At 29.1% G+C, this 21,825-nt stretch carries 19 protein-coding genes; 9 read left to right on the top strand and 10 right to left on the bottom strand.

Features of this window, described 5'->3' with window-relative positions; translation table 11 throughout:
• Positions 1-48 precede the first annotated feature (48 nt).
• Genes B3C18_RS22790 through B3C18_RS22775 form a run of 4 tightly spaced genes read right to left on the bottom strand, consistent with a single transcriptional unit; the run spans position 49 to position 3,194 of the window.
• Positions 49-1,947 (bottom strand): ATP-binding protein, encoded by a 1,899-nt coding sequence (locus B3C18_RS22790; protein WP_291152288.1) that lies wholly within the window; start codon positions 1,945-1,947, stop codon positions 49-51.
• Positions 1,937-2,440 carry an ABC-three component system middle component 5 gene (locus B3C18_RS22785; RefSeq protein WP_291152286.1) on the bottom strand — a complete coding sequence of 168 codons (504 nt, stop codon included), beginning with the start codon at positions 2,438-2,440 and terminating at the stop codon, positions 1,937-1,939. The genes B3C18_RS22790 and B3C18_RS22785 overlap by 11 nt, the downstream gene beginning before the upstream one ends.
• Position 2,441: 1 nt before the next feature.
• A complete protein-coding gene (locus tag B3C18_RS22780) occupies positions 2,442-3,008 on the bottom strand; it encodes an ABC-three component system protein (RefSeq protein ID WP_291152284.1) in 567 nt (188 codons plus the stop codon).
• Positions 3,009-3,194 carry a hypothetical protein gene (locus tag B3C18_RS22775; protein ID WP_291152282.1) on the bottom strand — a complete coding sequence of 62 codons (186 nt, stop codon included), beginning with the start codon at positions 3,192-3,194 and terminating at the stop codon, positions 3,009-3,011.
• A gap of 596 nt (positions 3,195-3,790) precedes the next feature.
• Here B3C18_RS22775 and B3C18_RS22770 point away from each other — a divergent pair.
• The 6 genes from B3C18_RS22770 (at position 3,791) to B3C18_RS22745 (ending at position 8,937) form a co-directional block, all read left to right on the top strand.
• Positions 3,791-4,231 carry a hypothetical protein gene (locus tag B3C18_RS22770; RefSeq protein WP_291152280.1) on the top strand — a complete coding sequence of 147 codons (441 nt, stop codon included), beginning with the start codon at positions 3,791-3,793 and terminating at the stop codon, positions 4,229-4,231.
• 69 nt (positions 4,232-4,300) lie between these two features.
• Positions 4,301-5,275 carry a hypothetical protein gene (locus tag B3C18_RS22765; RefSeq protein ID WP_291152278.1) on the top strand — a complete coding sequence of 325 codons (975 nt, stop codon included), beginning with the start codon at positions 4,301-4,303 and terminating at the stop codon, positions 5,273-5,275.
• The gene (locus tag B3C18_RS22760) at positions 5,265-7,253 is read left to right on the top strand and encodes a RecQ family ATP-dependent DNA helicase (protein ID WP_291152276.1); all 1,989 of its coding nucleotides are present in this window, start codon (positions 5,265-5,267) and stop codon (positions 7,251-7,253) included. The genes B3C18_RS22765 and B3C18_RS22760 overlap by 11 nt, the downstream gene beginning before the upstream one ends.
• Positions 7,254-7,396: 143 nt before the next feature.
• On the top strand, positions 7,397-8,332 hold the full coding sequence (locus tag B3C18_RS22755; protein WP_291152274.1) for a hypothetical protein: 936 nt from the start codon (positions 7,397-7,399) through the stop codon (positions 8,330-8,332).
• A gap of 73 nt (positions 8,333-8,405) precedes the next feature.
• On the top strand, positions 8,406-8,609 hold the full coding sequence (locus tag B3C18_RS22750; protein ID WP_291152272.1) for a hypothetical protein: 204 nt from the start codon (positions 8,406-8,408) through the stop codon (positions 8,607-8,609).
• A gap of 13 nt (positions 8,610-8,622) precedes the next feature.
• Positions 8,623-8,937, top strand: a complete 315-nt coding sequence (locus B3C18_RS22745; protein ID WP_291152270.1) for a helix-turn-helix domain-containing protein — start codon at positions 8,623-8,625, stop codon at positions 8,935-8,937.
• Positions 8,938-9,310: 373 nt separating this feature from the next.
• Here the strand turns inward: B3C18_RS22745 and B3C18_RS22740 are convergent, their stop codons facing one another.
• From B3C18_RS22740 to B3C18_RS22715, 6 genes are all read right to left on the bottom strand, one after another.
• Positions 9,311-11,113: a glycoside hydrolase family 2 protein gene (locus B3C18_RS22740; protein WP_291152268.1), complete on the bottom strand. Its 1,803-nt coding sequence runs from the start codon at positions 11,111-11,113 to the stop codon at positions 9,311-9,313.
• A 319-nt stretch (positions 11,114-11,432) separates the two neighbouring features.
• Positions 11,433-11,573, bottom strand: coding sequence for a hypothetical protein (locus B3C18_RS22735; RefSeq protein ID WP_291152266.1), 141 nt, complete (start codon positions 11,571-11,573; stop codon positions 11,433-11,435).
• A gap of 172 nt (positions 11,574-11,745) precedes the next feature.
• Complete coding sequence (locus tag B3C18_RS22730; protein WP_291152264.1) at positions 11,746-12,492, bottom strand: hypothetical protein; 747 nt, start codon at positions 12,490-12,492, stop codon at positions 11,746-11,748.
• 153 nt (positions 12,493-12,645) lie between these two features.
• On the bottom strand, positions 12,646-12,798 hold the full coding sequence (locus B3C18_RS22725; RefSeq protein ID WP_291152262.1) for a hypothetical protein: 153 nt from the start codon (positions 12,796-12,798) through the stop codon (positions 12,646-12,648).
• Positions 12,799-12,926: 128 nt separating this feature from the next.
• Positions 12,927-13,649, bottom strand: coding sequence for a hypothetical protein (locus tag B3C18_RS22720; protein ID WP_291152260.1), 723 nt, complete (start codon positions 13,647-13,649; stop codon positions 12,927-12,929).
• 25 nt (positions 13,650-13,674) lie between these two features.
• Complete coding sequence (locus B3C18_RS22715; protein ID WP_291152258.1) at positions 13,675-17,661, bottom strand: hypothetical protein; 3,987 nt, start codon at positions 17,659-17,661, stop codon at positions 13,675-13,677.
• A gap of 483 nt (positions 17,662-18,144) precedes the next feature.
• Here B3C18_RS22715 and B3C18_RS22710 point away from each other — a divergent pair, with 483 nt between their 5' ends.
• The 3 genes from B3C18_RS22710 to B3C18_RS22700 all read left to right on the top strand — a co-directional run bounded on the left by B3C18_RS22710 (position 18,145) and on the right by B3C18_RS22700 (position 21,784).
• Positions 18,145-18,981 (top strand): hypothetical protein, encoded by an 837-nt coding sequence (locus tag B3C18_RS22710; RefSeq protein ID WP_291152256.1) that lies wholly within the window; start codon positions 18,145-18,147, stop codon positions 18,979-18,981.
• Positions 18,982-18,993: 12 nt separating this feature from the next.
• A complete protein-coding gene (locus tag B3C18_RS22705) occupies positions 18,994-19,878 on the top strand; it encodes a hypothetical protein (protein WP_291152254.1) in 885 nt (294 codons plus the stop codon).
• Between the two features lie 136 nt (positions 19,879-20,014).
• Positions 20,015-21,784 carry a hypothetical protein gene (locus tag B3C18_RS22700; RefSeq protein ID WP_291152252.1) on the top strand — a complete coding sequence of 590 codons (1,770 nt, stop codon included), beginning with the start codon at positions 20,015-20,017 and terminating at the stop codon, positions 21,782-21,784.
• The last annotated feature ends 41 nt before the right edge of the window (positions 21,785-21,825 follow it).

Here is a 21,825-nt window from a genome sequence, read left to right as displayed (position 1 = left end):
TAAGAATGAAATATATTGAAAAATTTTCAAATCTTTTACAATTAAAAACTACACGTATTTAAGCGTCTTATTATTGATTGTATAATGTTCTCCAACTATATATTCACTATCTTTCAAATCATCAGAAATCATTGAAGTAGTAAATATCATTTGGTAATCTTCGTTTGAAAATTCGTTCGCTGTTTTAACAATTAAATTTTGAAAATTCTGACTTCTTCCTTTTTCAATTCCTTTATCTTCCATATTATCACACATTATAAACCTAGGATATCTCATGTTTTCAATTTTTAAGGACGCAAAGAAAATTGAAAATCTTGCCGTAATCTTGAGATAAAAATTAGAGCTCGCTGAAAAGTTTCTTACATCTCCATCAACATATATCGCATTATCATAATAATTGATATCTATGTTTCGTGCATTTTTAAATACCTCCTCTCTTTCAAAATCTTTTTTCAGTAATTGTAAAGCAAAATGCTCAATACTACTTTTAATTTTATTTTTCCTCGTAATTTGTTGCTCCTCTTTGGCGTCTATAGAATCTTTTAAATTAAAAATATTAAGCTCTAACCTACCTTGATTATCTCGTAAAGAAGCATGTTTGTCTGCCGTCTCTAAAAAGGTTAAAAATTGATTTGTCGCACCATCCAATTCACCTTTCTTTATAAGCAACGAATCAATTCTTTCATCTCTAAAGGATGTCACATCTTTAAGTGAAAAATTTACTCTATCTTGAACATCTTTTAATTTCACTTTCTCATTATCGTATCTAATAATTAAATCTGACAAATTTTCTTTTCTAATTAGCATTAATTTCTCTGACTCTCTAATTTGGAAAGTTAGCTCTTGCTCCATTCGCCTTGCCTGAGTGACTCCAAAACTATCGTCAACTTCTTGCTTACATAATTTACAGCTACCTTCATGGATAGCATCTAATTTTGAAAGACATTCTGGACAATAATCTAAATGATAACTTCCTAAATTCTCTCTTGTAGCAATAGAATTATTAATAGACTTTCTTTTATGATGCAAACTTTGAAGAAAATATTCTGAATCTGTTATCTCATAATTCAAGTTATTAATTTCGTTCTGCAATTTATTAACTCTTTCCCTAGTTTTTAGAGCCTCAGAATTAATTTCTTCAAAATTTAATTTAGACTTTTGAGTATAGTTGACTTTTTTAGTGTTTTGTCTTAAATTTATAATACTTTCTTCAACTTCAGATTTTTCAACTTCAATCTGATTCATTAAACTTTTAATATGTTCAGGATTTAATAATCTTTTATCACTATATAGACTTCTTATTGCTTCAATTTCTGTTTTTAAACTAGTAAGTTTTTTTTCTGCATCCTTTTTATTTATTCTATCTGCATATAGTGATTCATCATAGATTCCCAATAATAATTCAGATACTGTTTGCCTTGTTAATGGTGAATCAAAAGACTCATACATGTACAAAGAATTTGTAGGCGACTCTTGGTCTATGTACATAAGTCTTAAAAGCTGATGCATTGTAATATTACTATCTCCAACAACTATTGGTATCTCTAGTTGTTCAAAAAGCACATTTGAAAAGCTTTTTTTATCTGATGCTTTATATGGGAATTTTTGCCATTGTCCTCCAATAGTAATTTTAAGGGCATCAACATACTTCCCCCAATATATATACATCGGCATCTGAGGGGAATCACTAATTTCTCTTTTTAAAGTTAAAGTTGCTCCGTTCATTTCAACTTCAGCAAATACTTCCGAACATTTTTTGGCTTCACGTGTCCAATCAGTAAAACTTCCTCCTAAAATATAAAATATAAAATGTGAAATAGTTGATTTACCACTACTATTATCTCCTGTTATAATGTTAATTCCTTTTTGAAATTTTTCATCATAGGCTTTTTTACCGTCCTTAGTAAAAACAACAAGCCTATTTAAAAATAAATTGTTATGCATCATATCTATATTCTAGTAGATTAGTTCTATCCTTTAAACCTTTTTCTCCATATAACGGCATCTGATAAAAATAAGATGTCATGATTCTTATAATATTATCTTCTCTGTCTGAAAGAGGTTCATAATTTTTTAAAAGATTATCAAACAATATTTTATCAATTTTTGTGATTCTATTCTCTGTTAGATAATCTTTTTTTATTAATCCATAAGATGCTAAAGTCTTTATCGCAGTCATTTGATAAGGTTTCATTTTTTCAAAAATAATCCTATTATCAATTACTGCTTCATAAGGATTATATTTTTTCGGAAAAAGATTCTGTATATCCTTATTCCCTTTTTCATATCGAATTTTAGCCATTTCATTTGGAAATGCTAAATAATAATCCCAAATTCTTAATCGCTCTAATTCAACATATTCTTCCTTTAAATTAGATAACAACTGTATCAATCTATATATACAATGATACATATCAAACGCTGAGTGGTACACTAACATATTATGTCCATTTTATGTGGCATCTGCCTGTTAAATAATAAATCATTCCTTCTATATCAGTTGCTGAAAAGCCAAGCAAATTATCTTCAATTCCTTCTTGCTCAATTAACTGCATCAAAGGATTAATTATTTCATTTGAAATGGCTTTACTAACTTCAATATCTGTTGAATTAGCTCTAATTAATGGACGGATTTTATAAGTAAATTTTTCAAGTATGCTTGCTAATAAGCATGCCTGAATTTTTTGAGCGGAATTGTATAACTGAAATTTAGTTAATTTTTTGTAATATTCTTCTTTTAACCACAATGCATCTTCAATCAAATCTTCACGATTGCCATCAGTTAACTTTTGCTCTAGACCAATAACATCTCTAGAAATAATATATCTATTTAAATCGTCTATGAGACCCGAAATTTCTTCTTTATTTTCAAATTCACAGTTTAATTTTTCAAATAGAACGGATAGTCTGGTTTTGTTTTGTTGATGATAGTGATGTTCTGTTTTTTTATTTCCAAAAACAATATCTCCATCTGCTTTAACATCATTTAAATTAAAACTATCACTCATTTATTTTTTTGTTGTAGTTTTTTTATTACCAAAAACAATGTCTCCACCTGCTTTGACATTTTTTAAATTTCTGTCATTCGATTTGTTTTTACTAATCTTTTTTACCGTTATGGTAATAGCTATACCAACTGCAAATAATGCTATTATAGCTAGTATTATTGAAGTACTATTATCAGTTAAATCCATATTATTTAATCATTAAAAGTTAAAATTTGCATGGTAATATATGGATTTAATCAATTCATTTTGATTTCTTACAAATCTGATATTGCCACTTATTCTAAAAAAACAAATCCCTATTTATAATAAGATGACTTGATTTAAAAACATAAAACAAATATCATTTTTTAAATCATAGTTCCATTACGGAAAACCATATTTTACTAAAATATATTGGGGAAAGATAATAACTAGAAATTGTAACGTACCACGTATAAATACGGTTTTTTTAATTACGGCTAGAGAAATAAGTCTATTATTATATATATTTATCCTCAAATGAATGAACTTACTCAACTTACTCAATAATTCTATCTCAGACTAGTAATAAATTTAGAAACATGATTAATAATTAACAGCAATAACTATAGAAAATGTTATCACTTACAAAATGCAAAAAAAATTAAATAAAAATGGAATTTTTTATACTGATGAAGAAATACTTATGCTAAGAAATGTACTGTATAAGTTTGCAGAAGTTTACCAAAATCATATGCAAAATAAAACACCTATTGATTCTGTACACATAAAATAATTTATCTAATAATACATTAACAATATATATGGCAGAAAATATAAAATATATAGAAGAAAAAAATTCAGATGAATTATCACAAAAATTTCATGAAAAAGCGGGAAATATATCTAGGGATTTAAATCGACAACTCTTATCATTATCAACGGGTATTATAGGCGCATTCTTCATTCTAGCTTTTAATGAAAAACATTTACACATTTTTATAAAAGTTTGTATAATAATTTCTATCATTTGTTTTGGACTAACAATTTATTTTATAATTTCAGGAATGCAAAGTGATTCAAGCAAAAATTATTTCTTAGCAAATATTAATGACTCTACGAAACAAGACAAAAGAGAGGAAAACATAGAATTAAAAAAGAAATTTAATGACAAACAATTAGATGCAAAAAAAAAATCTCGACTCTCTTTCATTTCAGGTGTAATATGTTCAATCATACTTTTAATTATACATCTGTTTTCATAAATCGATTAATATTAAAAAAAACTTGTGCTAGCGAATACTATCATTAATCACTAAATAGTAAAAATAAATATGTATTATCCGAACGCTATTGAACAAATTTGCTATGAACAAGAACATATTGACAACGTTTGGGAAGAAATTAAACAAAACATTCCAAAATATTTTCAACAGTATGTGGACACAGAAGGTGGACATTCTATTCAAGGAAATTTAGCTGAAAAACTTGCTGAAAAATTCGGCTCAACATCAAAACCAAAAAAGAAAGAAAAAGATATAAAAAAAATTCTTGAAAGATTGTTGAGTGAGACAATTGCTGAATTTGAAAAAGAAAGAGAGTCCTATAAAGAAATTCTTGACTTAGAATCTCTCGAAGAATATAAATATGACGTAAATTCTTTTAAAAACACAGTTTTAAAAAATCAAATTCCAATTATTCGTAAGACACTTAAAAATAAGCAAGCAAAAGAACTTGATAAATTTCGTGAAGCTTTCAACAATGCGCAACCAGGGCATTTATTTGAAGTAACTTCAAACATCATAAAATTGGCTAATCAATGGAAAAATGAGCGATATGATGGAAAGAAATTTGAGCAAATAAACAAATGTGATGACTTAGACTATTATGACTTGGATAAAGAGACTTACACTGCATATGGCGTTATTGGAGGTGGCATAAAAAGTCATTTTATTTTTAAGCTATTCCCTGAAATGTATCCCAGTAGAAGCCGTGAAGCAGTTTGGGCATTATATTATTTAAGCAATAAAAAGAAATTTGATTGCAAAGAAGAATCTCAATTCTTAATGATTAATTCAAATGAAGGAACCACACAGCAAAATTACTTTTATCCTTATGGAATTTTCTCTTTTTACGCTTTAATGATTTTTAACAAACTGAAAGAACTTTATGCGAAAAATGGCGTCATTCTATCAATTCAATATCGATTTGTAGCTGTGGACGGGTTTCTGTCATTTATTTCAAGAAGCCACCAAAATGAAATAAATCTTTTAAAACAAAATTCACAAAATTATCATTATGACTACTAACGCGGTTGAAATTTTTAAAAAGGAATTTCCTGCATTAGCAGATAATTTTCCATTAAAACCTTTTCAAGAAAAAGTAATTAATCACGTTATTAGAAGTGGCTCTACAATAGCAGTAATGCCAACTGGAGGTGGAAAGTCTTTAATATATTGGATTACTGCAAAAGCTTTAAAAGGAACTTGCCTAGTCATTTCTCCACTTATTGCTTTAATTGACGAACAAGCCGAAAAACTTAGAAAAGAAGGATTCAACGTTTTGGCAATTCACGGTGGCATGCAAGCTTCAGAACAAATCAAACAACTCAAAAAGTTTGCAAAGGGAGAAATTAGTCCTGATTTCATCTTTGCAAGCCCTGAAAGAATGGCCACTGACGGATTTTTTGAGTACTGTATTTCTGTACAAAAGAACAAAATCAAATTAGTTGTGATTGATGAAGTTCATTGTATAAGTCAATGGGGGTTTGATTTTAGGCCATTTTACAAACATATTCCAGTTTTTTTAAATTCAGTTTTCTCTAATCAATGGCCAAACATCTTAGGACTAACCGCTACCATCAATCCAAAGGAGCTTATCGATATTACAAGTGATTTAAAAATTGACAAAAAATCAATTTTTAAAGATGATGTTTTGTTACGATTTGACATTGATTTAAAAGTTGAAAAATTCTTAACAGAGGAAGAGAAGCTAAAGAGACTTTGGGAAATTATAGAAGACCACAAAGACGAAAAAACCTTAGTTTACTTATATCGCAAATATCACAAAAGCGGAGCTGAAGATTTATGTAATATTGCCAATAAAATGCACTATAATGCATTGTCGTTTCATGGCGATATGACAAGCAAGGAAAGACAAAAAATCATTTCTGAATATAAAGATGGTTCAACAAATTTAGTTTTTGCAACTAATGCTTTTGGGATGGGAATTGATATTCCAAACATTCGTGTTGTCATTCATTTCATGCTACCTGAATCAATTGAACAATATTATCAGGAAATTGGAAGAGCGGGAAGAGACCAAAAAGGTGCAACTTCTTATTTGCTTTATTCAAACAAAAACATTCAAGTTCGTAAAACACATTTTATAAACAAGTCTTTTCCAAAAGGTAATGAAATAAAAGACCTGTTTAAAAAAGCAAGCAACAATGAAATTGGGAAAAAGACATTACAATATTTCGCAGAGGAAGAATTGCAAAAAGTACTTCCTTATTTTTTAAATTGTGAAGCAATTAAGATTGAAGGTAAAGGCTTTACTGGTCTTAAAGTTTTTAAGACTAATACCAATCCAAAATTAAAATCTATGATAGATTCTTCAAAAACAGGTATGGTCATTCCTTTATTTTTAAAGCATGAAAATTTAAACTTATCATGTAAGGAATTTTTCAACATTACTTATAAAGCATTAGTTGATGAAGATGCTACATTAAGTAAAACTCTTGACAAATGCTTAATAATTAGCGTTTCTCAAGCAGAACTAAATGAAGAGCAACTTAATAGTATAAGTACTGAAACAGAAATAAAAAAGGAATATAAACACAACTTATTAGATTACCTCGTTTATCTTCTTGACAATTTTGATAGTTCGGAATTCCTGCATCAAGAAATTGGAAGTTATTTAGGCATAAGTAAACACTTGCTTGGTAAAATTCATCAAACAGAAAGTGGAATTTGGGTACGCTCAAAATCAGAAGTTATTATAGCAAACATCTTGTTTCATTCTAATATTAAATTTCAATACGAAGAAAAACTCTATTACAATTCAAGGCAGTGGAAGGAGCCTGATTTTACAATTAGACACAACGGCAAAACTTGGTATTGGGAACATTTAGGTTTGCTCGGCAACGAAAATTACAATGAAAATTGGCAAGAAAAGAAAGAAATATTTAAAAACCTGGGGGTTTATGAAAACGTTATTACCACAAAAGAAAGTGCAGTTCTCAGTAACCAAACGAACGAGTTAATTAAAAAAATATTATCTGCATAATTTCATAAAACGTTATAGATTTATTTATAAAAATTATTATTTAAATGTAATACGTTTTTTCCAAAAGGAACATTTTGTTAAATTTATGCAAAAAAAATAAAATAAACTTGTGAATTATTTAAGTTTGACTTAAATTTGCAGACATGAATGATTCGCTAAAAAATATTATCAATTTCTCTTCGACACTTAATGCTCAATTAAAAGCATCTGAGAAATTCTCTAATATAATTAAAACTCAATCTTCATTTATAAAATCGAGCGAAGCTTTTAATAAAATAGCAGAAATAAATTTAAGAGTTAATCAAACAAATGATATATTTTCTCGATATCAAAATTTAGCTAAATCAATTGATTTAAATTCTGATAATATTTCATCCCCATTAAAAATTATTAAGTCTTTAAATAGCGGTGGAATGTCAGGCAATTGGAATGCTTTACAAGAGTTTGTTCGTTCCCAGAAATATTTTGAGAAGATTAATACTCCGTTTTATTTATCTATTACTCCAAAATATAGAGAAATAAGTATATCAGATTCTTGGGAGCATTTTGTGCCAAAATTAGGAAATATTGAATTTGGTAATTTAAAATTTCATAGCAGTTTTAAAAATTTAGAACACTACGAAACCTTGCAATCATTTGCTGAATACGATATCGCAAAGAATCGTCTTTTAAAGGATGAGATAAGTAAGAAAGTCGAAAAAGTTTTAAGCGGAAGTATTAGCTATACTGATGATTATAGTAGTCTTTATCAGTCTGCAAGCGTAATATTAGACCGTGACTATGCTCGTCGTCAACAGAGTTTAGAAAATCTGAAAAACTACATTATTAATGGAGATTTCGATTTTAATTACACAGTTGGTTTAGAAAATTTTATTTGGAATTATTTTTCTAAAATCGAAGAGTTAGAAGAAACGATTGACTATTCGATATTAGAATTAACTTTCATTAAAATAATAATATCACTCTCCGTTAAACTGAACAAAAGTCAGTTAGATAAAAGGGATTTTTTTAGAAAAATAAATAGTTTTCATTTCAAAAATCTAGATGACGAATACCATTCATATTCTTTAACAGCCTAGGCGAATTAAGGTTTAAAAATGGTTTTCTAGACCTTAATATTTTAAATTATTAGAAATTAAAAATATTAAAGAAATGAAAAATAAAAATAATGAGATTATATCTCAAATAGACTACGCTCTATTAAATGTAGAGATGAACGATGTTAGTAGAGAATTGTTTATAATGCTAAGAGAAGAAATTCCTAAAGCTAAAACAAATGAAGAAAAACTTCAAATAGCACTTAAATTAGTGGAAGCAATAACTACAGTCGCAGGTATTGCTTCCATCTTTCAATGAAAATAATTATAGTATGGAAATAGGTAAAGTAATTAAACTTTTAATCAAAAAAAGAGGCATGAAACAAGTAGAAGTAGCTAAGTTAATTGGCAAAAGCCCTACTGCGTTATCACAGATTATAAGCGGTACTTTCAAACCTCAATCAGATACACTTGAAAAAATTAGTGAGGTTTTAAATATACCAATCGCTGTAATACATTTTTTGAGTATTTCGGAAGATGACGTACCAAAAGAGAATTTACCACTTTACAGAAACCTTGCTCCAAGTATTGAAAAATATTTAATTGATATTTTTTCCGTTAATCAAGAAGATTTAACTTTACAATAAATCGTAATATAATAAGGTTATCAAATATGAATATCCTTTAATTTAATAATCATATATTTGCAATTGAAGTTACTTTGAAAGTTCTAATTGGTACCCTTGCTGGTACCCTGAAAAATATATTTTTGTAAACCTTTGGTTTTATTGGCTTGAAGCGATTTTGAGAAGAACCTCTTTCTCCGCAGAACTTGAAACCCCTAACAAATGTTAGGGGTTTTGTTTTTTTTAAACCTTTTCTCTTTTGATTGCAACTTTTAGCATTTGTGTAAACGGAGAAAGAGGGATTCGAACTCTCGGAGAAAATAAATCATTGAAATAAAAAACCTTCAAAATCATTTCTGACCTTGAAGGTTTTTCAGTTTATTTAAAACTCCTTTTACTTATATTCCTCCTCTTTCTGTGCATACCAATCTTTCATAACATAAAAAGCTTTCTTTTTAATTCCATTACTTGAAATTAAACCTTTACGGTTGAAGAAATCCTGAATGTTTGTTAATTGTCTTCTTGGTGATCTAAAGTCCACCAAAATCCAAGGAGATACTCCAGCTAAGCCTTCAATTCGATTAAACATCTGTGTATTTTGAATATATAGCTCTTCCTGATATTCTTCGTTCCAGCGTTCTTTTTTGTCGCCGTGTAATCCTTGCAAAGCTTCGCCTCCAAATTCACTTATGATAACCGGTTTGTTATACGGAATTACCCACTGCATATCCTTACAAGATTCATTCGTTCCTCTGTACCAGCCTAAATATTGATTAAAACTCACAATATCTACATATTCATTCATATTATCCTGCAGCGTATTAACATTGTTCGAACTTTTGGTTACTTCCATCGCCATACTGATTAAACGAGAATTGTCCTGCGTGCGGGCATATTTTGCTAATTTGCTCAAGAAAAGATCTCTGTCGTCGCCATGGGGCGTTTCGTTTGCTATTGACCAAATTACAATTCCACAGCGGTTTTTATCTCTGTAGATCATATCATGCAGCTGACGTTCGGCATTCGCGTATGTATCTGGATTTGTCCATGAAATTGTCCAATATACCGGAACTTCAGACCAAACCATTAATCCCATTTTTTCGGCTTCTTTTACCATGTTTTCATTATGCGGATAATGCGCTAAACGAACATAATTACAACCTAATTCTTTTGCCCAGGTTAATAGTGTAACAGCATCTTCCTGCGACCAGGCCCTTCCAGATCTAAAAGGCGCTTCTTCATGAATACTAATCCCTCTTAAAAAGACTTTTTTCCCGTTTAAAAGAATTTCTTTTCCTTTAGTTTCAATTGTTCTGAAACCAATTTTATCGTTTATATTTTCGTCGGCTTTACTTATAGCTACATCATATAATTTTGGTTTTTCAGGCGTCCACAAAACTGGATTGGCTTTTATTTCAAAATACGCGAAACCTTTAGCATCGGTTGTAATGTTCTTTTTGATTTTTAATTCAGGAATTGAAACTGAAATTGATTGATTTACGATTTCACTATTCAATTTAACCCAGCCGGAAATCTTTCCTTTTTCTTTTTTGTCTAACTGAACCAAATAATCTTCAACATACGTATTTGGAACCTGAGCCAAAGTAACATCTCTTGTAATTCCACCATAATTCCACCAATCCATATTTACCGTTGGAACATTATCTTTATAACGTTTATTGTCTACTTTTACTACGACAAAATTATTTCCGTCAACTAATAAATTGGTTACATCAAAATTAAAAGGCGTGTAACCTCCAACGTGACTTCCTGCTAATTTTCCGTTTACATATACTTTTGCATCATAATTAACTGCTCCAAAATGAAGAATACCTTTAGTTTGAATATCTTTTTTATAATTAAAGTCTTTTTGAAACCAAACTGTTCCTTCATAAAAAAACAATCTTTGATCTTTTGAGTTCCAATCAGACGGAATATCCATCGTGGCTGAAGTGGCAAAATTATATTCGGTTAAATCTGTGGTATTGAATTTTTTATTTTCAAAAAATCCGTTGTCTTTTAAAGGCATTAAACGATAATCATAATATCCGTTTTCAAGCGGATCGACGATATAACTCCATTTTCCATTTAGGTTGATGTTATTTCGAGATGAAATATTGGATAGTAACGGAATTTCCTGTGCCATTGTTTTTCCAAAAAGCAAAAAAGCAAAACACAGCATTATTATTTTTCTCATAGCTATAATTATTTATTTAAAATACAATTTTCTATTTTCATCAAAATAACAAATTAACAATCAGCTGCATATCAAAAAATCACCCTTCATAACTAATTAATCCATTTGCCGTTCCTAAATTACAATCTGTTTATTTAAACTAAACCTAGAAAAAACATATCAAATACACTACAAGATGAATCTCATACAAGGAAATCAGAGTGGTTATTTTTCTTTTGGAGGGGTATTTTTGTATTTTTTATGAGTCCTGTTTTTATATAGCAAAAAAGCTATCGTCTACGATAGCTTTTAAACTTATATTATAATATTTATTATTTTTTTAGTTCATTTCATCATTTAAAAAACTATACTTATAAGGTTTTAGTAGAAATGTTATTTTTAAATCAAAAACTTCACTATTAATATAATACTCGTCTTTTACCTTTACAATTTTCACCTCAGGAATCTGTTTATTTTCCATATATTCTGAATCCGAAAGAAGATTATTTTTATGATAAAAATAAAGTATATTCACTTTGAAAAGGTATAAGTAAATCTTTTAAACATAAAAGGATTAAAGTATATTTTAATAAATTCATTTTTTTTATGCTTTTGATAATCTACATAAATCTTGTTTTCCTGAATACTTAATTTTAATAAGGTTTATTTATAGATAGGTATCCACTAAAAACAATTCCCTCTATTCTTTCTCCTTCTTTATCATAGTATCTCACATTAACCAAACTACCTTTTTTACCATTTATATATTGGTAATCATGAGAATCTGATATCAATTCAATTCTGGTTCCTTTGGGAATTTTGGCAATTAAAAAATCTTTGTTCCCAAAATTATCCTCACTTTCTAAATTGCTGTACAATTCTAATCCTTTTGGGGCTATAACAAATCTTTCTCCTTCTTCATGAGAATCAAACACTTGTATATTTTCAATTTCTTTAAGATTTATATATTTAATACCTTCTTTAAGTGAAATTTTGGCAAAATATTTTAAAACAACACCATCTTTAGCTACTTTTATATCCCTTAAATATTTAAATGGAATACTTGATGAGATTGTTTTAAAATTTTTTGTATTATGTGGTTCATATACTTTTAATGAATCTTGACCGACATAAACCTCACTAGCCATACTTTTAATATCATACAATGATTTGGGTATTTTTTCAATAGGAAAATCAGCTTTGCTCAGCAAAATATCCATTGATAAAAGATCATAAATGTATCCTTTTGATGGATTTTCAGAACTTTTAAAGTAGTTACTTATTTTTTTGCCATCAAATGACATATAATTAAATGTGTAATTCTTTCTATAAAAATCATAACGTTCTTCATACTGAATTGGATAATCTGAAATGACCTTAACTGTCAGTAATACAAACATTTACATCCAAAAAGTTTTCTTTGTTAATATGATAACCTATTCTTCTATAGCTTGAAGTTCCGTCTCCTTCGAAACTTTCGCTAAAAATAACTTTTTCAACCCTATTTAACTGATTTCTGTTGTAGTATAAATTCAGTGTATCTGTCTTATATTTTAAAACAGAGCTTTCTTTTTTGGTGTAAGCGCTAAAATATTCTCCTTTTCAACTTCTGTTTTTTGTGCTTTTTTGGGCTCCTTTATTCCTTTAGTTTCTTTCCTTTTGCAAGAAAGGAAGCAAATTATTACTATCAGAATTATTTTTTTCATATCATTTTATTTTATACGAAAATACATTTATTAAGTAAGAAAAAGACATGCAATTAAAAAACAAAAAAGCGCAAAAATCGAAAAGACTTTTGTGCTTTTTCATATATTCATTAACAAATAAAAATAAATTAATCTGCTGACACTACATCTCCAACAATATCTTTTAAGTTAATATAATATTCAACATCGTTTTCAGTCTCGATAATTTTTGCAAGAACTAATTTTTCATTTCCTTTTTTGATGACCTTAATATCTCTTAAATACTTAAATGCTCTTTTTTTATAAAATTGATTTTTAATCCTCTTTAAACTTTTAACGTCATATAAAGCAATCTCTTTATCCTGATCAATGACCAAATTCAACAATTTTTCATTGGGAATATTAACTACTGATTTAGGGTAATTGTAATTATTAATTTTTGTCAAGGCAATATCTAAGTTCAAGAGTTCACTATCATAAAAATAATTTTCAATACTTCCTCTTTTTGTCCAAACATTATTACTTAAGGAATATTCTGCATTTTGTTTAAAATCTCCTAACGATTTAATATTGTTTAATTCTGTTATTACTCCATTAAATTCATAACTCTGATCAATACAATAAATTGTTCTAAAATAAAATGGATCATCTTCAACTGTATCATATTTTGGGGTTACAAAATCATTAATAGTGATTGTTCTTAATTGATCTTTTAGATAATAAAACTTTAAAGTGTCTTTATTAAATACCTTTGTAATAACACTATCCGTTTTAGTTATATACTCATAATTATTTACTTTGTAGCTTTCTTTTTTTTCTTTGGTACAAGAGAATAAAATCAAAAGTAAAATTGATAAAAGTTTTTTCTTCATATAGTTTTTTTCAAATATATTGTATTTACTTAGTTATTTCAATATGAATATGATTAAAATGGTATTTTGGTTCATTATAAGGATCTAAAACTGTTGTCGCTCCATGATTTTTAACTATTTTGCGAATGTTTTCATGAAAGGCTAGAGTAAATCCCGGCTTACCTTTTTTCCCCATATGAACTCCATCTATTTCATTGATATCAATTGCTACTCCTTTGTAATGATAACTATTAACACTATGTGAAGCTCCAGTAATTTCTGAAATATTTAATTTATAATCTTTACTTAATTCATATAAAATATATAATATTTCCGATAAAATTGCAATTTCACCACCTGGAGCATTTTCATAATTACTTCTTTTTGCATTTTTACCAAAACTAGTATCAGTAATGTTATCAATTGCCATAGCACTATCCTTTATGCCAGATTCGTGTGCCTTTGCAAAAGTTACTCTTCCACTCTTTAATATTTTTTCAGCTAAAACCTGATTAAGTTTTCTAGCTTCATTAATATCAATTGCATATCTTATTCCTTTTGCTTTTTTCTCTCTATATCTAGCTAACAATTCTCCGGATTGAATTATTTCATCATTATTACCTTTATTAAATCCATCATTATTAGTATCCATTGTTGCATTCTTACTATATTTAGGATTTACTTTTTCATTTTTCTCATCCTGTTTAGTTAAATATTTTTTATAAAGATCAACGTGATCTCCCTGACCAGTAGCACTTGGAGCAAAAATTATCATATAAACATCTTCTGGTCTTTTAACTTTTTTATGGTTATTAAAAAGTTTTAAATACGTTTTAACATAATCTAACTGATCTTCAGGAGACAATAATGCTAATTTTTGTTTATACTCATTAACCTCTTTTATACTAATAGCATCTGCCGTTTTAGCATTTTCTAAAATACCTCTTTCTTTTAAAATAAGAGATTTAACAGCATCCTCAGTAAATTGAGCTAAACCTATAGGCTTATTATTTACTAAACTTGGATTAGCTTTATGTTCTTCTTTAGAAACACCTATATATCCATATTTTGTTGATCTTATTAATGAACTACTAAATGTTTCTCCTGTTTCTACTGACATTGCAATCATTAAAGCATTTGCCATAGCATATTTTTGTTGCTCTCCCCATAATTCTTCACAAATTGCAACAACTTTTTGTCTGAATGCTACACTTACTTTTCCTCCCCAAATTAATACCAAACCATCTTCATCCAATTTTACACTATCATTCTCTATTTTCTTATTATTTTCTAAAACAGCATTCAATCCATTCTCCAAGTAAAGTTTAGATTCAACACCTTCAATTGCAAGATAATATGAATCAGAAATTCCCAATAATGGAGTTATTGGACGCCATTTTTTGTCTAGGACAAAAGTGATAGAAGCTTCTCCTTCACTTTTAACAATAGTTTTCATTTTCAGCTGTGAGTGCTGTGCATTTTTTCTTCTAACTTTTAATACTACTTCACTTCCTACCATGTTTAAAGTTTTAATTACTCCTTTTACCTTTGCCCCATAAGGTACCGGAGTTAAAGGAGTTGCGCGAATTTCATCATAAGTAAAATAAACATCAAGTATTTTTTTATCTGTAGTAACAGACAGGACAGTATCAGACTCATAATTAACTGGTGTCTTAAATGGATATGGTTTACTATTCTGGATTCCTATTAATTTAAATCCAATTTTGTCATTTTTACTTTTTTGAAATCCAATGAGTTTTTGAAAAGCAGAATCAAATTTTATTTCTTTAAAAATTGCCCCGTCTTCATTTGTTTTTACATCTAAATAGTAATCTGTTTTAGCTTTATCCAGATAAAAATATATTCTAACAGTTTGGTTAGTGTAATATGGAATATTGGCTTTAATGTAGTTGCTTTCTCCTGAAAAACCAGAAGTTGTTTTTTTGCTTCCACCACTCCATGCCCAATATGCTTCGGTTAGTTCTGGTTGTTTCATTTCTATTTTAAATATAGCACCATTCTTAGGTCCTTTTTGGCGATCAGTAAAAGCTTCTATTGTATAAAATCCTTCATCCTGAGGTAGTGGCATGGTAAATTCCTTCCATTTATGAATGTATGATTTTTTAGGATCTTTTTTATTTTCAAACAACTCAGTTCTGGAAGACAAATAAGGTTTATTATTAGAGTCATAAATCATCCATCTTACATCTTCTTTTTCTGCATCTGTAGGAGAATTTATTTTGAATCTTTTGGTTTCTAAAGTTATCTCATTGTTAGGAATATCTAATAAAAACACATTATTGTTCGCTGTTTTTTCTGCAAGACCAATACTCGTAACTTCATTTTTAATTACTGATGTTTTAAATTCCTTAACCAATCCGTATTGATCTTTACTAGCTATTTTAATACTATAAGTTCCTAAATCTGGCATTGCCAATTTAATAAGACCCGATGTGTTTAATTCTTGCTCATCTGAAATTTTATTTATTTTATTGGCAGTTATAGTTTCGACTTGATAATAAAGTTTTAACGGATTTAATGTTTTAACTGCAACATGCTTTAGAGATACTTTAAAAGATTTCTCTTCGGCAAAAGTTCTTGTAAATTCACCTATCACATTTTCGGGAGCCTTAATTTGAATTTCCTGTGTAATTATGCGAAGTTCAACAAACGCTGAATCATTAGCGGTTTTCTTATTATTTGCTCTGGAACTGATTCCATATGCTTCAATTTTATAAGTCCCTGCTGTATCAAAATTATATGTAAATGATGTCCCTTCGTTTACAAAATCAGTTTCTTCTTTTTTACCGTTTTTGTAAACAACCCAATTAATATTTTCTTTTTTATTGACCTTTTGTTTTAAAAGGGTTTCATCAAGGAAAAACTCCAAACTTTCTCCAACAATAAATGTAGTTGCATTGGTATTTTTAATTTTTACTGCACCTGACAATACTCCGCTACCGTAAATTTCCTCATTACTTATTTGTTTTAAGAATACATAAACATCTTCTTTTCCAATCGCAGTATATAATTTATCTGCACTTAAATTAGGATATATTTTAGTTTTGGTTGTTATTGTAATAGTATTAGGCAAAGCATCAAGTCCTTCTACTTCTTTTAATAATAAAAATAGTTCATCATATCGCTCAAAAAGGTTTGCAATATTTGTTTTATTATTAGCTAGTTGGTCTTTGATTCTTGTCCAACGATCTTTACTCTTACTTGAAATTTCTCCTTTGAGTATATTCACTTCGATTGCCTCAATCATCTTTTTTCGGGTAACCTCCCAATTAAAGTTTTGAACTGATGAAGTTGTCTGCTTTAACGAAGCATACATTTGAGTAAATAATATATGATCTGGTTTTCCATTAAAATCTTTTACTGTGGCTCCTTCATCAAAAGCCTTATAAACCGCAGTCCAATAATTTACAGCATCAAGATCATTTGCAATAGTAGCGATATCTAATTTCTTTTTGATTTCAGCTTTTACTAATTCTTCTGCTGGTTCATTACTATTCGTTTGAAAATTTTCCGGAACTAAAAGATTCTGTTGAGTAATTATTCCGGAATAAATCTGAGAAGTTAGTCCTTTATTTAAAATATCATTTTCTACTTCGTTGATCGAAGAAGTAATGCCTGTTGAAGTAAAATTGCTAATGATTTTTCTCCCTTCTATTGGAACTGTTGTTGAAGCAGTAGATAATGAAGATTCTAAAGTTCCTGTTGAAACAATTGAGCTCTGCTTTCCCTCTAAAACCGAAGGAGTAGTGCTGACCGACACTATTGGATTTTTCATTTTCCCAACAAGGGTATCTGTTGCGCCTCCTTCGGTCGAGGTATTAAAATTGTTTGAAGCAACGACTACATTCTGATTCTGCTCCTGCCATACTTGCACTATATCTTTTTGTTCACTCATTTCCTTTGAAACTTTGACCAGTTCTTTTATGACGGTTTCAGCTAAATGTTCTGAACTTTTTATATCAGCACTATTTTTTATTGAAAGATTGAAATTGTGTATTACGTTTTTACTCATCGCTAAGGTATTTTTCTGGATGTAAAAGTAGTTGCATCATTTATCATTTTACAATTATAACACACAAGTATTCAGTAGTTTCAGTAAATTATCATTATACTGAAGCTACTGAAAACAGCAGGTCGCTTTTGTTTAAAAACATATTCCTTTTCCTACTTTTGCTTCTCCAAAAAACTTACATCTTTTCGTTCACTTTTTACACAATAAAAGTTTACACCCTACTTATTCTCAAAAAATACCCCTCGACTTTTTATTATTAATCAATTTAAAAATAGCCGTTATGGATTTTTTATTTTCAACAGGCATTAGAAAACTGCCTAAAATTCCCGACAAGAATAATTTTTTATTCTTTCCCACTAAACAAAAATTCACTAAAGAATTTATTCTTAAAAATAACCGTAATGAAAACAGTAAATACTGCTTCCACAAAAAATTGAATTTATCAAAATCCAATTTTAATTAAACAACAAATCCTAATTAAACATGGCTACAAATATTAATACTATACTAAGTTGGTTCAAAACTGGACAAAAACCAACTCAATCACAATTTTGGTCTTCGTGGCAAAGTTTTTGGCATAAAGATGAAAAAATACCTCAAAGCAGTATCAACAATCTGGTGAACACTTTGGATGCTAAAGCTGATCAATCAAAGTTAGATCAGCATAATATTGATAATACAGCACATAACTCTCAATTTAACGCTAAAGAAAACAAGAGTCAAAAAGGTATTTCTGGAGGATATGCTCCGCTAAACGATTTTACAAAATTAGCCAGTCAATATTTAGATATAGTAAATGATTTGGTTTCTGGAGGCTCTACTTCAGTTTTAAGTGCTGAACAAGGTAAAAATTTGCAAACCCAAATAAATAGCATTAATACTTTATTAAAGTCTGATAATGTTGACCTAACTACTATTCAGGAAATTGCTAATGCGATTAAAGAGCTTCAAATATTTTTATGCAGTTTTTTAGTAAATGATCTTACTACTGGAGGTATTACTAAAGCTCTTACTGCTGAAATGGGTAAAAAACTTAATGAAAGTAAGTTGACTGCAACTATTGCTACCGATACAGAAACGCAGATTTCAACAAGTGTTACTGAAGATAATAAAGTTGTTAGTAGATTAAAATTATTTAATTGGTGGGAAAATATAAAAGCAAAAGTTCAGACCATTAATGCTATTTGGAACTTTACTCAAGGCTTAAGAGTTAATAATAGTACTGGCAATTATATATACACAACTCAGATGCTTGAAGAAATGTTTGTTGCCCAATTGGTTAGTGCAGGATATGGAACGTATAAAGTTCAATATGGATGAAATACCATAAGAATGTTTAATTCAAATGGTTTTTATACACAGCTAGGTTTTATAAGTTCTACCCAAAATAACAATGTTAATTTACCAAATAAAAATGGTACAATTGCTTTAATAAATGATTTTGTAACCACTCCAGCTGGAACAACGAATACTCCAGCTATGACTATTCCGAATGGAGCTTTAACAACGACACCCCAAAATGGTGCAATTGAACGTGATTCAAACGGACAATTATGGGAAACCCACAATTCAATTAGGTCAAGATTAATTACAACATCTGATGGATTAATTACACTTGCCTATAAAGCAGTTACAAGTATACAGACAAATTTAGATATAGCAACTTCTTCAACGATACAATATTTATCTGCAAGTAGTATAATAGGTAAAATTGAAAATATATCAGTACAGAGATTAAACTCTAATACTAGAATTACAAGTTTAATTTACAACAATAGTGGGGTTAAACCGAAAACAGCAAAAATAGAAGTCTTTTTACGGATTAATAATGGATTATTTGCTAACCATTGGACTGGATCTAGTGCTGTTAATCAAGTTAAAATAATGGAATACTCAGGTTTAAATAATTATGGTCTTAAAAATTACCAAAACCTTATGTTGTTCAATATTCAAAACTCCAACCCATCCTTAGCTCAATGGTCAACTGTTGATTTTCCTTTACAAACAGTAAATGATGGTATTATTACCACTGCGGATAAATCATATTACTTACGGGATGCAGCCAACTCAAGAACATTTGGTGCATCTGAAGCTTCTTTCAGTTTTGTTTTTATAAATACATTAGAATTTGCAGATGAGGCAAATACAGAAGGATTAAATTCAAGAGTTCTATTACGTTCAGATAATTATGCCCTTTTTATAGAAACAATTAGATAAAATAAAATCATATCACTCGAGCATATTAAACTGTAAAAAATGTCTTTTTAAAAATCTGATAACTTATCAAATGTAAATCAGAAGATTATCAGTAAAATATAAAAATCTTAATAATACAACTAATTTCAATACAATAATGGCAACAAACATTAATACCATTTTAAGCTGGTTTAAAACTGGACAAAAACCAACTCAATCTCAATTTTGGTCTTCATGGCAAAGCTTTTGGCACAAGGATGAACTAATACCTCAAAATAGTATAGACAATCTTTCAAACACTTTCGAAACAAAAGTTGATCAATCAAAGTTTGATGATCATAAAATAGATACAGCAGCTCATAATGCATTGTTTGAAGCTAAAGAGAACAAAAACCAAAAAGGAATTTCTGGAGGGTATGCACCGTTAAACAATTTCACAAAATTAGCTAGTCAATATTTAGATATAGTTAATGATTTAGTTACTGGTGGTTCTAGTTCTCTTTTAAGTGCCGAACAGGGTAAAATTTTACATAATCAGATTAACAGTATCAATACGCTACTAAAATCTGACAATGCAAACCTGGGTACTTTTCAAGCAATTGTAAATGCAATTGAAGAAACTCAAATCTTATTGAGTACTATATTAATAAATGATCTTACCACAGGAGGCCCCACAAAAGCATTAACTGCTGAAATGGGTAGAACGCTAAAAAATCAACTAACAAATCTCGATACAGCTACGTTACACAAAACTGGAGACGAAATAAAGGCAGGAAAATTAACCGTAAGTGCAATCATTAAATCTGGAGGAACAGCACAGCAGGCTTTATTAGCAGATGGATCTGTACTAGATCAACCTATTGCCGGAACTGGAACATCAAATAAAATCAGTAAATGGACCACTGGAGGAAAGCAGACAGATTCTTTACTTTCAGATTCTGGTAATGATATTGTTTATCAAAACGCAACATATCCAGCTTCTAGTACAACAGATAGAAGTGCATTTTTATTTAATCAGTCTGGTTCTAATGGTCCTGGAATTGGGGCAATTAAACAAACTTTTAATACATCTGATCTAATTTTATATAGTCAATATGGATATAACAATAGCACAGAAGTAGCAAGATTCAAAGCAACCGGTAATGTAGGAATAGGCACAACTTTACCCACTGAAAAGTTAGATGTGAATGGAAATATAAAAGGAACCTCTTTAATCATTCCAAAAGGCTCAATAACAACAGCTACACAAGAAGGCGCTATTGAAAGGGATTCTAATGGTAAATTATGGACTACACGTAATGGCAAAAAATATAAACTTATAGAGGATGATGGATCTATAATATCTTTAATTGCAAATTTTCCGCCAAAAACTTATTCAGATACACCAGCAGCAATTACAACCAGTTATACTTTGGTATTAGGATCTATTGGTATTGGTGAAATCGCAAATATTTTTGCTGGCAGAATTGGCCTGATTTTTAACACTTACTGGACAGAAAGTGGCGGTGGTAGTGTAATGCCAACTTCAATTAAAGTAGAATACTTCTTAAGAATCACAAACGGCACTTATGACTCTTACATTTGGGGCGTTAATCCCTCAGGGACAGATTTATTAATCTATTCTTATGATATATTAAGCGACACAACTCATCTTTCCGTTTTTTATAAAAATCAATCATTTCCAGTTTATTCTAAAATCGGCAATACTGGAGTTAACGGTAATTATAATGGCATTGGAGTTCAAAATACTTTTCGCAATACCAGAAAAGCTGATAATTCTAATAATCAAAATGTTAGTGAATGTTCATTTCAGATTGTAAAAAAAGTCACCCACACTTATGCCGACGCCACAAATGTAAATGGTAACAACAGACAAGTAAATGTTTCAATTGAAACAAATACTTGTTATATGGAGAAAATCAGATAAAAAAATTAAAACAAATTACAAATAGCAATAACTAATTTAAA

Source organism: Flavobacterium sp. UBA7680, from assembly GCF_002482975.1.
Classification (GTDB): Bacteria; Bacteroidota; Bacteroidia; order Flavobacteriales; family Flavobacteriaceae; genus Flavobacterium.
The sequence above is the reverse complement of the archived record's forward strand: the minus strand, read 5'-3'. Positions and strand labels throughout refer to the sequence as shown.